Source organism: Streptomyces sp. ATexAB-D23, assembly GCF_000373645.1.
Taxonomy (GTDB): domain Bacteria; phylum Actinomycetota; class Actinomycetes; order Streptomycetales; family Streptomycetaceae; genus Streptomyces; species Streptomyces castrisilvae.
Window position 1 is genome coordinate 114356 of sequence record NZ_KB892057.1, and the last position, 14032, is coordinate 128387.

Annotated in this window: 16 protein-coding genes; 12 read left to right on the forward strand and 4 right to left on the reverse strand. The window is 74.0% G+C overall.

Annotated elements, in window-relative coordinates; translation table 11 throughout:
* Positions 1-153 precede the first annotated feature (153 nt).
* The 3 genes from B082_RS0130295 to B082_RS37025 are packed head-to-tail and all read left to right on the forward strand — an operon-like array spanning position 154 to position 2721.
* A complete protein-coding gene (locus B082_RS0130295) occupies positions 154-1128 on the forward strand; it encodes an ABC transporter ATP-binding protein (RefSeq protein WP_018555549.1) in 975 nt (324 codons plus the stop codon).
* Positions 1125-1910, forward strand: a complete 786-nt coding sequence (locus B082_RS0130300; protein WP_018555550.1) for an ABC transporter permease — start codon at positions 1125-1127, stop codon at positions 1908-1910. Before B082_RS0130295 ends, B082_RS0130300 begins: the two co-directional genes overlap by 4 nt.
* A gap of 34 nt (positions 1911-1944) precedes the next feature.
* Positions 1945-2721 (forward strand): hypothetical protein, encoded by a 777-nt coding sequence (locus tag B082_RS37025; protein ID WP_018555551.1) that lies wholly within the window; start codon positions 1945-1947, stop codon positions 2719-2721.
* A gap of 54 nt (positions 2722-2775) precedes the next feature.
* Here B082_RS37025 and ybaK read toward each other — a convergent pair whose 3' ends face one another.
* The 4 genes from ybaK to B082_RS0130325 all read right to left on the reverse strand — a co-directional run bounded on the left by ybaK (position 2776) and on the right by B082_RS0130325 (position 6923).
* Complete coding sequence (ybaK, locus tag B082_RS0130310; RefSeq protein WP_018555552.1) at positions 2776-3285, reverse strand: Cys-tRNA(Pro) deacylase; 510 nt, start codon at positions 3283-3285, stop codon at positions 2776-2778.
* A gap of 26 nt (positions 3286-3311) precedes the next feature.
* Positions 3312-4055: an LON peptidase substrate-binding domain-containing protein gene (locus B082_RS0130315; protein ID WP_018555553.1), complete on the reverse strand. Its 744-nt coding sequence runs from the start codon at positions 4053-4055 to the stop codon at positions 3312-3314.
* 5 nt (positions 4056-4060) lie between these two features.
* A complete protein-coding gene (locus B082_RS0130320) occupies positions 4061-5098 on the reverse strand; it encodes a hypothetical protein (RefSeq protein WP_026250350.1) in 1038 nt (345 codons plus the stop codon).
* Between the two features lie 223 nt (positions 5099-5321).
* Complete coding sequence (locus B082_RS0130325; protein WP_018555555.1) at positions 5322-6923, reverse strand: hypothetical protein; 1602 nt, start codon at positions 6921-6923, stop codon at positions 5322-5324.
* A 146-nt stretch (positions 6924-7069) separates the two neighbouring features.
* Here B082_RS0130325 and hisD point away from each other — a divergent pair, with 146 nt between their 5' ends.
* From hisD to B082_RS40465, 9 genes are all read left to right on the forward strand, one after another.
* A complete protein-coding gene (gene hisD / locus B082_RS0130330; protein ID WP_018555556.1) occupies positions 7070-8392 on the forward strand; it encodes a histidinol dehydrogenase in 1323 nt (440 codons plus the stop codon).
* The gene (locus B082_RS0130335; RefSeq protein ID WP_018555557.1) at positions 8389-9516 is read left to right on the forward strand and encodes a histidinol-phosphate transaminase; all 1128 of its coding nucleotides are present in this window, start codon (positions 8389-8391) and stop codon (positions 9514-9516) included. Before hisD ends, B082_RS0130335 begins: the two co-directional genes overlap by 4 nt.
* The gene (hisB, locus tag B082_RS0130340; protein ID WP_037711239.1) at positions 9513-10115 is read left to right on the forward strand and encodes an imidazoleglycerol-phosphate dehydratase HisB; all 603 of its coding nucleotides are present in this window, start codon (positions 9513-9515) and stop codon (positions 10113-10115) included. The genes B082_RS0130335 and hisB overlap by 4 nt, the downstream gene beginning before the upstream one ends.
* A complete protein-coding gene (locus B082_RS39640; RefSeq protein WP_018104487.1) occupies positions 10112-10279 on the forward strand; it encodes a hypothetical protein in 168 nt (55 codons plus the stop codon). The genes hisB and B082_RS39640 overlap by 4 nt, the downstream gene beginning before the upstream one ends.
* Positions 10280-10288: 9 nt before the next feature.
* Positions 10289-10930, forward strand: coding sequence for an imidazole glycerol phosphate synthase subunit HisH (gene hisH, locus B082_RS0130350; RefSeq protein WP_018555559.1), 642 nt, complete (start codon positions 10289-10291; stop codon positions 10928-10930).
* On the forward strand, positions 10930-11655 hold the full coding sequence (gene priA / locus B082_RS0130355) for a bifunctional 1-(5-phosphoribosyl)-5-((5-phosphoribosylamino)methylideneamino)imidazole-4-carboxamide isomerase/phosphoribosylanthranilate isomerase PriA (RefSeq protein ID WP_018555560.1): 726 nt from the start codon (positions 10930-10932) through the stop codon (positions 11653-11655). Before hisH ends, priA begins: the two co-directional genes overlap by 1 nt.
* Complete coding sequence (locus B082_RS0130360) at positions 11652-12050, forward strand: RidA family protein (RefSeq protein ID WP_018555561.1); 399 nt, start codon at positions 11652-11654, stop codon at positions 12048-12050. The genes priA and B082_RS0130360 overlap by 4 nt, the downstream gene beginning before the upstream one ends.
* Complete coding sequence (gene hisF, locus B082_RS0130365) at positions 12047-12802, forward strand: imidazole glycerol phosphate synthase subunit HisF (protein WP_018555562.1); 756 nt, start codon at positions 12047-12049, stop codon at positions 12800-12802. The genes B082_RS0130360 and hisF overlap by 4 nt, the downstream gene beginning before the upstream one ends.
* A 110-nt stretch (positions 12803-12912) precedes the next feature.
* Positions 12913-14016 carry an AAA family ATPase gene (locus tag B082_RS40465; protein WP_420707710.1) on the forward strand — a complete coding sequence of 368 codons (1104 nt, stop codon included), beginning with the start codon at positions 12913-12915 and terminating at the stop codon, positions 14014-14016.
* Positions 14017-14032 lie beyond the last annotated feature (16 nt).

Consider the following 14032-nt stretch of genomic DNA (forward strand, 5'->3'; position numbering starts at 1 on the left):
CACGAGAAACCTTTCCGGGCGCTCAACCCACCCGCCGCTCGCTGCGTTGATGTCCGATCGGTGCGGCCCCGGGCGTAATGCCGGTCCCCGGACCCCGTACTCTCGTACCTCGTGAGTACGGGGACAGCGCAGGCGCCGACGACGACCGGCACCGTGTGCGCGGTGCGTGATCTGGTGAAGACCTACCCCCCGGCCCGGGGACGCCGCGGCACGCCCGCGACCCCGGAAGTACGCGCCAACGACGGCATCAGCCTCGACGTCCGGCGCGGCGAGATCTTCGGCCTGCTCGGGCCCAACGGCGCGGGGAAGTCCACCCTCGTACGGCAGCTCACCGGCCTCATGCGGCCCGACTCCGGCACCGTCGACATGCTGGGCCACGACCTCGTACGCCACCCCGAGCGGGCCTCCCGGCTGATCGGCTACCTCGGGCAGGAGTCCACCGCGCTGGACGAGCTGACCGTCTCCCTCGCCGCCGAGACCACCGGGCGGCTGCGCGGGCTCCCGGTGCGCGAGGCCCGTGCCGAGCGCGACGCCGTCCTGGACGAACTCGGCCTCGCCGACATCGCGGGCCGGCCCCTGAAGAAGCTCTCGGGCGGCCAGCGGCGGCTGGCCTGCGTCGCCGCCGCGCTCGTCGGGGAGCGCCCGGTCCTCGTCCTGGACGAACCGACGACCGGCATGGACCCGGTGGCCCGGCGCGCGGTCTGGGCCGCCGTCGACCGCCGGCGCGCCGAACGCGGCGCGACGGTCCTGCTGGTCACCCACAACGTCATCGAGGCCGAGACCGTCCTCGACCGGGTCGCCGTCATCGAACGCGGCAAGGTCATCGCCTGCGACACCCCCGCCGGGCTCAAGGAGCGCGTGGCGGGAGAGGTCAGGGTCGAGCTGGTGTGGCGCGAACGCGCCCCCCTGGAGATCCCCGAGGTCGCCGCCCTGCGCGCGTGCGCGCAGGAGTCCGGGCGCCGCTGGGCGCTGCGGCTCGCGCCGGACGAGGCGCGGGCGGCGGTCGCCGCGGTCACCGGTGGCGCGGCCTTCGCCGCGCTGGACGACTTCAGCCTGGCGACGCCGAGCCTGGAGGACGTCTACCTGGCCCTCGGCGGCGGCGCGACCAAGGGACTGGTGAAGGCGTGAGCGCCCTCGGTGCGGCGGCCGGGGCGGCCGCGACCCTCGCGCCCCGGGCCCGGCTCCTCCCCTCCCTCGCGGCCGTCTACCGGGCCCAGCTCTCCCGGGCCCGGGTGGCCCGCATCCCGCTGCTGTTCGTCGCGACGTTCCAGTCCGTCGGGATCATGATCCTGATGCGCGGGGTCGTGGACGGCGGCTCCGAGGCGCGGGCCGTCGTGGCCGGGTCCAGCGTCCTGGTCGTCGCCTTCGTCGCGCTGAACCTGCTCGCCCAGTACTTCGGGCAGCTGAGGGCCGGCGGGGGGCTCGACCACTACGCGACCCTGCCGGTGCCGCCCGCCGCCGTGGTGCTCGGGGCGGCCGGGGCGTACGCCTCCTTCACCGTGCCCGGCACGATCGTCACCGCCGTCACCGGCAGCGTGCTGTTCGGGCTGCCGGTGACGCACCTGTGGGTGCTCGTCGCCGTCATCCCCCTCTCCGGGGCGGCGCTCTCCGGCCTCGGCGCCGCCCTCGGGCTCCTCGCGCCGCGCCAGGAACTCGCCACGCTGCTCGGGCAGCTGGGCATGTCCGCCGCGCTGCTGCTGGGCATCCTGCCGGCCGACCGGCTGCCGGGGCCGATCGGCTGGGCCCGCGATCTGCTGCCGTCCACGTACGGGGTCGAGGCGCTCTCCCGGTCCTTCGACGCCCACCCCGACTGGGCGGTCGTCGCCCTCGACCTGGCCGTCTGCGCCGTCGTCGGTGTGGTCTCGCTCGCCGTGGCCACGTGGGCGTACCGCAGGGCAGCGGTCCGGTGAGGCGCGGCGCGCGGGCGCCTGGCACGATGGCACGGTGACCGCACCCCTGACGCCGCCGCACCGGCCCTCGTCCGACGACCACCACGACTGGCAGAAGCCGCCGGCCGGGGGCGGGTCCGACGGGCCCCTCGGCCCCCACGGCTCCCACTGGGCCCCGTCGAAGGCCGAGCAGGACAGCGACCTGGGTGCGGATCTGCGCCGGGCCGGCCTCGTCCTGGCGCTGGTGACCGTCTCCGGGGCGCTGCTCGGGCTCCTGTGGCTGTGGCTGGCGCCCCGGGTGCCGCTCGTCTCCGACAACACGGCCGTCTTCCTCGCCGACAGCGAGGGCGAGGAGGCGATCGGGGCCGACGGTACGTTCGTCCTGCTCGGGCTGGCGTTCGGGGTGATCTCGGCCGCCCTGGTCTTCTGGTTCAACCGGCGCGGCGGCATCCTGCTGACGGTCGGGCTCGCCGTGGGCAGTGTGCTCGGGCCGGTGCTGGCCTGGCAGCTCGGGACGCGGCTCGGGCCCACGGACGACGTGGTGGCCCATGCGCGCGAGGTCGGCAGGGGCGTGATCTTCGACGCGCCGCTGGAGCTGCACGCGAAGGGAGCGCTGCTGGCGTGGGGGCTGGCGGCGATGGCGGTGCACCTGGGGGTGACCGCGGTGTTCGGGCCGCGGGAGTTCGAGGGGGAGTGGGGGACGTACGGGGGGTGGGGTTCGCCTGCGGTGCCGGCTTCGGGTGCGGGTGGGCCTTCGCCTTCGCCTTCGGCGCCGGCTTCCGGGGGGTCGGGTTCTTCGTCGGCGCCGCCGGTGCCGCCTGCGGGGGAGTGAGGGCGGGGGCGCTGCGCGGGGGTTGTTCCCCCGCCCTTCCCTGAGGTGGGCGGGCTATCTCCCGCCGCGGGCGATCGGGGCGAACACCGCTCCCGTCAGCGTCGCCAGGTCCTCGGGGGACAGCTCCACCTCCAGGCCCCGGCGGCCCGCCGACACGCAGATCGTCGCGTGGGCGCGGGCCGACGCGTCCAGGACCGTGGGGAGGCGTTTGCGCTGGCCCAGGGGGGAGATCCCGCCCCGTACGTAGCCCGTGGTGCGTTCCGCCGCGGCCGGGTCCGCCATCGTGGCGCGTTTGCCGCCGGCCGCCGAGGCCAGGGCCTTGAGGTCCAGGGAGCCCGCCACCGGGACCACCGCCACCGTCAGGCGGCCGTCCACGTCGGCCACCAGGGTCTTGAAGACGCGGTCGGGGGAGACGCCCAGGGCCTCGGCCGCCTCCTCGCCGTAGGAGGGGGACGCGGGGTCGTGCTCGTACGCGTGCACCGTGAACGGGGTGCCCGCCGCGGTCAGGGCGACCGTGGCGGGGGTGCCGCCGGACTGGGGCTGCTTCTTCTGCTTCTTCGCCACGGGGCGGGGCTCTCCGGGTGGTCGCGTCAGTTGAGGTGGGTCGGGGTGACGGTCAGATCCACCGCCGGGAGCGACGGCAGGTGCCGGATGACCGCGGTCTCCGAGCGCAGCAGCTTCAGCTCCTCGCGGAGGCGGGTCGCGGTGTCCGGGGCCTGGAGGAGGCGCTGCCGGGCGGGGACGTCCAGGACCACGGCGGAGGCCACCAGGTAGGAGACGACCGACGGGTCGTCGGGCAGGTCGGCGCCCGTGGTGAGGGACTGCTCGCTCGCCCCGGCCAGACGCTTCTGGTAGCCCCGGAAGGCCCGCAGGACACCCTCGGCGAGCGGGCCCGCCTCGTCGCCCGGGTCCTCCTCCAGCTCCTCCAGCTCGGCCGTGAGGTACGGGCCGCTCGCGTCGACCGAGAGGAGCCGGACGCGGGTGGTGCCGGTGGCCAGCACCTCGTAGCTGCCGTCCGCGCGCTCCCGGATGGTCGCCGCGTCGGCGACGCAGCCCACCCGGTGCAGGGCCTGGACGGGGTCGGTGCCGAAGCCGTCGGACGGGCCGCGTTCGACGGGTTTGCGCACCGCCTCCGGCATGCCGACGCCCGTGGCGGCGGTCTCGCGGCCGTCGCGGATGGCGACCACGGCGAAGCGGCGCGGTTCGTCCTCGTCGATGGTCAGGAGCTCACGCATCATGGCGCGATATCGCTCCTCGAACACGTTGAGGGGCAGCACGAGGCCGGGGAACAGCACCGCGTTCAGCGGGAACAGAGGCAGGCGAGCGGTGGTCACAGCGGTCAAGCGTAATGGCCGCGCGCCCGTCCTCGTCCGGCCCCGTGGCGCAGCGGTGTCGCGGAGGCCACCCGGAGCCTTGTGCTGTCCCGCGCGTCGAGGAACCGGCCCAGCGGATCTCCGGACACCGAGGCCCACGGGAACGAGGCCGCGTGCGGCCCGATCCGCCGGAACTGCTCCAGCGCCTCGGCCCAGCGGCCCCGTACCACCAGCACGTACGCGAGGAGGTTGCGCACCTCGGCCGGCCACGGGTCGCCGGGGGCGAAACCGGCGGACAGCGTGATCGCCAGGTCCACCGCCGCGTCGATCCGCTCCTCCTGCACCGATGTGGACAGGGTCCCCGGCCCCTCGGCCAGCATCGCGAACGCGGCCCGCAGCGGCAGCGCCTGCACCAGGGAGCTGGGCAGCGAGTCCTCCGCGGCCCGCTCGGCGAAGTCGAAGCACTCGCGGTGCGAGCCGTACCAGGCGGCCGACAGGTACTGCAGGGCCGCGACATGGCAGCCGTAGTGGTGCGTGGAGCGTTGCAGCGCCTGCTCCCACAGCACCTCGAACGTGGTGTGCGTGGCCTGGGTGCCCCGGGCGTGGTCCAGTGCGAGGCGCCAGGGCACCGGGTCCCGCGGATCGCTCCGCGCGGCGGCCGTGATCATCGGCCCCACCTCGCGCAGCTGCTCCGCACGGGCCGGTGACTCCCAGGCGCGGTCGACGGCGAGCTGGGCCTTGACCAGCAGGGCGTCGGGGTCGCGCGGCGCGACGGACAGCCAGTGGCCGAGCCAGCCGTCCCGGTTGCGGGCGAACGCGACGAGCCGCTTCAGATAGCGGTCCCGGCTCTCCCACTCGGCCCCGTCCCGGGTGGTGGCCAGCAGCTTCGCGGCCGGTTCGTACTCCCCGGCGGCAGCGGCCACCAGCGCGGGTGACAACCGCTCGTCGGGGGCGTCGAGCAGCACCGCGTGGTCCGCGGCCAACCCGGAGGACAGCTCCGGGGTGTTGCGGATCACGCGCGCCGTACGGAGGAGAGCGCGGAGGAAAGGCATGGTGCAGACCATTGAAAAGCGCTGGTGGGGGCAGGCGCCAGGGGAGCGCTGTGAAGCTTTGGTGCCGAGTGGATGGGTTGCTCGGGCTCCAGTCAAGAAGAAGCAAAGGAAAGCACGGATTCTGGCTGATACTCGCCGGTGCTGGGCAGAAGGTCCGTGGACTGCCCGGCGCCGGCGGGCGGTCGCGCGGCCCGCCGCGCACGGGAAGGCCGCCCCCGGCGCCGGTATCCCGCCGTCAGCCGCGGCGCAGCAGCCGGGAGGCGCCGGCCGCGACCGTGGTGGCCAGTATCCAGCCCAGCAGGATCAGCGCGGCGGCCATCCACTGCCAGCCGCCCTCCATCCGCCAGTAGCCGTCCTGGCCGAGATCGATCACCGGGATGAGCAGATCCAGCGCGTACAGCGACGCGTTCCACTGCGGATGCTCCTCGCCCTTGATCGCGGCCGGGTCGTACCGCGAGAACGCCAGCGCGCCCGCCGCCCACAGCACCGCCATCCACACCGCCGCCCGCCCCGGCCGGTAGCCGTACGCCACCGTCCAGTCCTGGAGGTAGCCCCAGAGCTTCCCGGCGGGCGGCAGCGTCTCCCGGCGGCGGCGCTGCTTGGCGAGCAGCACCTCCCTGGCGTCCGCGTCCTCGCCGCTGTTGCGCAGCACCGCCGCCAGCCGCTCGTAGGGCTCCGGTACGTACTCCGGGGTGGCCGCCGCCACCCACTCCAGACGCCGGGAGAGCGGGAAGTGCCCGTACGGGACGAGGTTCTCGTAGACGAACCCGCCCATCGCCAGGCCGCCGGGGCCCGGCCAGCTCGTCGACACGTCGATCAGCGTGACCACCTTCGCGCCGTTGAGCACGACCCGCCCCCGGGCCGGACGCTCGGGGTTGAACCGCAGCTCCGGGGTGACCGTCCGGCGCAGCGACAGCTCCTCGTGCGTGTCGAGCACGAAGACCGCCTTGTGCAGGTCCACCGCGTCACCGAACCGGCCGTCGTCCAGACGCACCCCGCCCCGGCAGCGGAACACCTGCGAGCGGGTGCCGTGCGCCGGGGTCGGGGACGTGGCGATGCCGTACGGGGGAGTCGTGCCCTGGTTCCCCGTGTCCACGCTGACCCACGCCTCGCTCATGTACAGCGTCCGCTCGACGCTCAGCTGCGGTGCGTTCAGCGCGCGGCGGCCCCGGCCGGCGCGCAGCCGGCTGCCGCGCAGGCTCAGCGAACCGCCCACCTTGGCCCCGCGCAGGCTCAGCTCTCCCAGCGTCTCGATCATCTCGGCCTGGAGGTCCTGGGCGACCGTCAGCCCGTCCCCGAGCAGCGCCCGGCCCTGCCGGTCCGGGCCGATGTCGATCTGGCTGAGCAGCAGATCCGTACCGATCTGGGCGTCCGTGAGCCGGATGCCGCGCTCCACCCGGCAGCGCGGCAGATGCAGGTCGCCCTCGGTGCGCAGCCGGGCCGCCTCCAGGCGCGGCACCGCGCACCCCACCAGCCGCAGCGTCGTGAAGTGGCATTCGGGGAACGCCACCTCCTCGTCGAACCGGCAGCCGGTCAGCTCCACGTACGGAGCGACACGCCCGCCCGCCAGGTCCAGCCTTCCCATGATCCGCACGCCCCTCAGCTTCAGGGCCGTCACCCGGCCGGGCCGGGCCGGCGGACCGCTCAGCAGCAGCCGGGCGACGACCCGGGCCTCCACGCTGCGCTCGGGGCCCCACGCGTGCGGGGCGAAAGGATCGTCGCGGGCCCGGTCGCGGGCCCGCAGGTCGTAGGTCGTGCCGTTCCGGAAGGACTGCCACATGCCCAGCTCCGCGGCGCTGAGGCCGTCCGGGAGATCCCCGTCGTGCCGCTCCGTCACCGGTGCCCCTTTCGTTCGGAGGCGTGATCCCGTTATTCCCTCTGGGTGACCGGATGAACGCACATAGTCAGCCGTCACAGCGGGGGCATGTATCAGCCAGTGATACGGGCGTCCGGACGTTCGCGGCGGTCTGCGAGAATTGCCGGGTGATCTCTCGAATCGATCTGCGCGGCAATGTCCTCCCCGAGGGCGGCGCCCTGCGCGACCTGCTGCCCCGTGCCGAGTTCGACGTGGAAGCCGCCCTGGAGACGGTGCGGCCCATCTGCGAGGACGTACGCCATCGTGGCTCGGCGGCAGTGATCGACTGGGGGGAGAAGCTCGACGGCGTCCGGATCGAGTCGGTCCGGGTGCCCGCCGCCGCCCTCGCACGGGCGCTCGAAGAGCTGGATCCGGCCGTTCGCGCCGCCCTGGAGGAGTCGGTCCGCCGCGCCCGCCTCGTCCACCGCGAGCAGCGCCGCACCACGCACACCACCCAGGTCGTCCCCGGCGGCACCGTCACCGAGAAGTGGGTGCCGGTCCAGCGCGTCGGGCTCTACGTGCCGGGCGGCCGCGCGGTCTACCCGTCCTCCGTCGTGATGAACGTCGTCCCGGCCCAGGAGGCGGGCGTCGAGGGCCTCGCCGTCTCCTCCCCGCCGCAGAAGGAGTTCGGCGGACTGCCGCACCCCACGATCCTGGCCGCCTGCGCCCTGCTCGGGGTGGACGAGGTCTACGCGGCCGGCGGCGCCCAGGCCGTCGCGATGTTCGCGTACGGCACCGGGGAGTGCCTGCCCGTCGACCTGGTCACCGGCCCCGGCAACATCTACGTCGCCGCCGCCAAGCGCCTCCTCAAGGGCCGCATCGGCATCGACGCCGAGGCCGGCCCCACCGAGATCGCCGTCCTCGCCGACGCCACCGCCGACCCGGTGCACGTCGCCGCCGACCTGATCAGCCAGGCCGAGCACGACCCGATGGCCGCCGCCGTCCTGGTCACCGACTCCGAGGAGCTGGCCGCCGCCACCGAGGCCGAGCTGGTCCGGCAGGTCGCCGCGACCAAGCACGTCAAGGAGCGCATCGAGCCCGCGCTGGCCGGCCGCCAGTCCGCGATCGTCCTGGTCAACGACCTGGAGGACGGGCTCACGGTGGTCGACGCCTACGCCGCCGAGCACCTGGAGATCCAGACCGCCGACGCCGCCGCGCTCGCCGGCCGGGTCCGCAACGCCGGAGCGGTCTTCGTCGGCCCCTGGTCGCCCGTCTCGCTCGGCGACTACTGCGCCGGCTCCAACCACGTCCTGCCCACCGGCGGCTGCGCCTGCCACTCGTCGGGCCTGTCCGTGCAGTCCTTCCTGCGCGGCATCCACATCGTCGACTACACGCGCGACGCGCTCGCCGAGGTCACCCACCACGTGGTGACCCTCGCCGAGGCGGAGGACCTCCCCGCCCACGGCGCCGCGCTCAAGGCCAGGTTCGGGTGGAAGGTTCCGCAGCAGTGACGAACGACCGCACCGCGCTCAACCCCTGGGACGCCCTGCCCATCCGCGACGAGCTGCGCGGCCAGTCCCCGTACGGGGCGCCCCAGCTCGACGTACCCGTGCGCCTCAACACCAACGAGAATCCGTACCCGCTGCCCGAAGCGCTCGTCGACCGCATCGCCGAACGGGTCCGCGAGGCCGCCCGCGACCTCAACCGCTACCCCGACCGCAACGCCGTCGAACTCCGTACCGAGCTGGCCCGCTACCTCACCCGCACCGCCGGGCACGAGGTCGAGGCCGCCAACGTCTGGGCGGCCAACGGCTCCAACGAGGTGCTCCAGCAGCTGCTGCAGACCTTCGGCGGACCCGGGCGCACCGCGATCGGCTTCGAGCCCTCGTACTCCATGCACGCCCTCATCGCCCGCGGCACCGGAACGGGCTGGATCTCCGGGCCGCGCAACGAGGACTTCACCATCGACGTGGACGCCGCCCGCGCGGTGATCGCCGAGCGCCGGCCCGACGTAGTCTTCATCACCTCCCCCAACAACCCCACCGGCACCGCCGTCGACGCCGGGACCGTCCTCGCGCTGTACGAGGCGGCGCAGGCGGCCGAGCCGTCGATGGTCGTGGTGGACGAGGCGTACGGCGAATTCAGCCACCACCCCTCGCTGCTCCCGCTGATCGAGGGCCGCCCCCACCTGGTGCTCTCGCGCACCATGTCGAAGGCGTTCGGCGCCGCCGGGCTCCGCCTCGGCTACCTCGCGGCCGACCCGGCCGTCGTGGACGCGGTCCAGCTGGTGCGGCTGCCCTACCACCTGTCCTCCGTCACCCAGGCCACCGCACTCGCCGCCCTGGAGCACACCGATACGCTCCTCGGGTACGTCGCGCAGCTCAAGAGCGAGCGCGACCGGATCGTCGGCGAGCTGCGCGGCGCAGGCTTCGACGTCACCGAATCGGACGCCAACTTCGTCCAGTTCGGCCGCTTCGCCGACAGCCACGCCGCCTGGCAGTACATCCTCGACCGGGGCGTCCTGGTCCGGGACAACGGCGTACCGGGATGGCTGCGGGTCTCCGCAGGGACCCCGGAAGAGAACGACGCGTTCCTCGATGCGGTGCGCGGACTGAAGAAGGAGCACGACGCATGACTCGCGAGGCCCGCGTAGGAAGAGTGGAGCGGACCACCAAGGAGACGTCCGTGGTCGTCGAGATCGACCTCGACGGCACCGGAAAGGTCGATGTCGCGACCGGGGTCGGCTTCTACGACCACATGCTCGACCAGCTCGGCCGGCACGGTCTGTTCGACCTCACGGTCAAGACCGACGGCGACCTGCACATCGACTCGCACCACACCATCGAGGACACCGCCCTTGCGCTCGGCGCCGCCTTCAAGCAGGCGCTCGGCGACAAGGTCGGCATCTACCGCTTCGGCAACTGCACCGTCCCGCTGGACGAGTCGCTCGCCCAGGTCACCGTCGACCTCTCCGGCCGCCCCTACCTGGTGCACACCGAGCCCGAGAACATGGCGCCGATGATCGGCGCCTACGACACGACGATGACCCGGCACATCCTGGAGTCCTTCGTCGCCCAGGCGCAGATCGCCCTGCACGTCCACGTCCCGTACGGGCGCAACGCGCACCACATCGTGGAGTGCCAGTTCAAGGCGCTCGCCCGCGCCCTGCGCTACGCCAGCGAGCACGACCCGCGCGCGGCCGGCATCCTCCCCTCCACGAAGGGCGCCCTGTGACCGGCCTGAACACCATCCTGATCCTGGTCGGCCTGTTCCTGGCCGGCGGGGTCTACTCCTTCTCCAAGCAGGGCATGCCCAAGGGCGTCATCGTGCTGCTCTCCATCGCATCCCTGATGTGCCTGGTGGCCGGCGTCCTGCGCATCCAGGGACTCTGGGACTAGGAGCGGAAAGTGGATACGAAGAAGAAGGTCGTCGTCTTCGACTACGGCTTCGGCAACGTCCGTTCCGCCGAGCGCGCCCTCGCCCACGTGGGCGCGGACGTCGAGATCACCCGTGACTTCGACACCGCGATGAACGCCGACGGGCTGCTGGTGCCCGGCGTCGGCGCGTTCTCGGCGTGCATGGAGGGCCTGAGGAAGGCCCGCGGCGAGTGGATCATCGGCCGCAGGCTGGCCGGCGGACGCCCCGTCATGGGCATCTGCGTCGGCATGCAGATCCTCTTCGAGCGGGGCATCGAGCACGGCGTCGAGACCGAGGGCCTGGACGAGTGGCCCGGCACCGTCGGCCCGCTGAAGGCCGACGTCGTCCCGCACATGGGCTGGAACACCGTGGAAGCTCCCGCGGAATCCCAGCTGTTCGCCGGACTCGACCCCGAGGCCCGGTACTACTTCGTGCACTCCTACGCGGCGCACGACTGGTCCCTCGAAGTCACCAACGCGAAGATCCGCGCTCCCAGGGTCACCTGGGCCACGCACGGCGAACGGTTCGTGGCGGCCGTGGAGAACGGCGCGCTGTGGGCCACCCAGTTCCACCCCGAGAAGTCCGGCGACGCCGGCGCCCAGCTGCTGACCAACTGGATCGAGACGCTGTAATGCCGAAGCTTGAACTGCTCCCCGCCGTAGACGTCCGCGACGGCCAGGCGGTCCGCCTGGTGCACGGCGAGTCCGGCTCCGAGACCTCCTACGGCTCCCCGCTGGAGGCCGCACTCGCCTGGCAGCGCGCCGGCGCCGAGTGGCTGCACCTGGTCGACCTGGACGCCGCCTTCGGCACCGGCGACAACCGCGCGCTCATCGCCGAGGTGGCCGGCGCCATGGACATCAAGGTCGAGCTGTCCGGCGGCATCCGCGACGACGCCTCGCTCGCCGCCGCCCTGGCCACCGGCTGCCGCCGGGTCAACCTCGGCACCGCCGCCCTGGAGACCCCCGAGTGGGTCGCCAAGGTCATCGCCGAGCACGGCGACCAGATCGCCGTCGGCCTCGACGTGCGCGGCACCACCCTGCGCGGCCGGGGCTGGACCCGCGACGGCGGCGACCTCTACGAGACGCTCGCCCGCCTCGACTCCGAGGGCTGCGCCCGCTACGTCGTCACCGACATCGCCAAGGACGGCACGCTCCAGGGCCCCAACCTGGAGCTCCTGAAGAACGTCTGCGCCGCCACCGACAAGCCCGTCGTCGCCTCCGGCGGCGTCTCCTCGCTGGACGACCTGCGGGCCATCGCCTCGCTGGTCCCGGCGGGCGTCGAGGGCGCCATCGTCGGCAAGGCCCTGTACGCGAAGGCGTTCACCCTCGAAGAGGCGCTGGAGGCGGTCTCCGTATGACCGATTCCGTACGCCGTGTCTCTTCCGGCGGTCCCTGGGAGGAGAAGTTCGGCTACTCCCGCGCGGTCGAACTGCCCAACGGGCTGGTGCTGGTGGCCGGCTGCACATCGGTGGCGGGCGGCGAGATCGCCTCCGGCGGCCCCTACGAGCAGACCCTCACCGCCTTCCGGGTCGCCTTCGACGCGCTGAAGGAGCTGGGCCTGGGCCGCGAGGATGTCGTCCGCACCCGGATGTACGTGATGCACGCCCGGGACACGGAGGAGGTCGGCCGCGCCCACAAGGAGCTGTTCGACGCCGTGCGCCCGGCCGCCTCGATGATCGTCGTGTCCGGTTTCGTGGACCCCGGCCTCGTCGTCGAGGTCGAGGTCGAGGCCTACCGGGCGGGGGCGCGATGAGCCTCGCGGTACGCGTCATCCCCTGCCTCGACGTGGACAAGGGCCGGGTCGTCAAGGGCGTCAACTTCCAGAACCTGCGCGACGCGGGCGACCCCGTCGAGATGGCGAAGCTGTACGACGCCGAGGGCGCCGACGAGCTGACCTTCCTGGACATCACCGCCTCCAGCGGCGACCGGGAGACCACCTACGACGTGGTGCGCCGCACCGCCGAGCAGGTCTTCATCCCGCTCACCGTCGGCGGCGGCGTCCGCACCCCCGACGACGTCGACAAGCTGCTGCGGGCCGGCGCGGACAAGGTCGGCGTCAACACGGCGGCCATCGCCCGGCCGGAGCTGATCCGGGAGATCGCCGAGCGCTTCGGCCGCCAGGTCCTGGTGCTCTCCGTGGACGCCCGGCGCACCCCCGCCGGCACCTTCGAGGTCACCACGCACGGCGGCCGCAGGGGCACGGGCATCGACGCCGTCGAGTGGGCCCACCGGGCCGCCGAACTCGGCGCCGGCGAGATCCTGCTCAACTCGATGGACGCCGACGGCACGAAGGACGGCTACGACACCGAGATGATCGCCGCCGTACGCGAGCACGTCCGCGTCCCCGTCATCGCCTCCGGCGGCGCCGGCCGGCTCGCGGACTTCGCACCGGCCATCGACGCCGGGGCCGACGCGGTCCTGGCCGCGTCCGTCTTCCACTTCGGCGACCTGCGGATCTCCGAGGTCAAGGGCGCCCTCGCGGAGGCCGGACACCCGGTCCGCTGACCCCGGCCGGCTGTGCCGGTGCACAGCCCGGGGCGCTCCTCCTTGGGAGGGCGCCCCGCGGGCCGCCGCGCGCCTTCCGGCCCCGTACCCCCGGACGTAGCGTGCCCGGCGTGACTCCCCCCACGACCGTGCACAGTCCGCCCCGGCTGTACGGCCGCGGCGCCGAACTCGCCGTCCTCGACACCCTCCTGACACGCCTTCGGCAGGGCGACGGCGGGGCCCTGGTGCTCACAGCCCCGCCCGGCACGGGCCTCACCGCGCTGTTGGACCGGACCGCCGCCGCACACCGCGAGCGGCACACCGGACCCGTGCTGTGGGCGACCGCCGCCCCCGCCGAGCAGTGGCTGCCCCACAGCGGCCTGCACGCCCTGCTGTGCTCCGCGCCCTGCCCGCTGCCCCTCGACCCCGACCGGGTGCTGCGCGACGGCCTCCCGCCCGCCGCCCTCCTCGCCCTCCTGCGGCGGCTCGGCGCGGAGCGGCCCCTGCTGGTGTGCGTGGACGACGCCCACGCCTGGGACCCCGCTTCCCGGGCCGCCCTCGCCTTCGTGGCCCGCCGGCTCGGCCCGCGCAGCCGGGTCGCCGCGGTGATCGGCGCCGGGGACGGGGCGGGCTTCGCCGGGCTGCCCGCGCTCCGGCTCGGCCCCCTCGGCGACGAGGCGGCCTCGGCGCTCCTGGACCGGTTCACCGAAGCGGCCGGGACGGACCGGGCCGACCCGGTGGCCCGCGGCGAACTGCTGCGCGAGGCGGCGGGGAACCCCCGGCTGCTCGCCGGTCTCACCGCCCGGCTCACCCCCGCACAGCTCGCCGGACGGACCCCGCTGCCCCACCCGTTGCCCGGCGGCGACGACGTCCTGGCCGCCCACGCCGCCCGCCTCGGCCACCTGCCCGCCGCCACCCGCACCCTCCTGCTGATCGCCGCCGCCGCCCACGCGCACGAACCGGAGGGCACCGGCGCGGACCTGGACCTCGTACGCCGCGCCGCCCTCGCGGCAGCCGTCCCGCCCGCCGCGCTCGACTTGGCCCTGCTCACCCCGGGCGGCACCGCGGGCGCCCTCCAACGAGCGGGTGACCGTGTCCACTTCAGCCACCCGCTGCTGCGCCGCGCCCTCCTGCACCGAGCACCCCCGCACCACCGCCGCGCGGTCCACGACCTGCTGGCCGGCCTCCTGACGGATGGGGGCGCGGCCCGGAGCCGGGCGCGGGCGGTGTGGTGACTGGATCGTGCGGCCT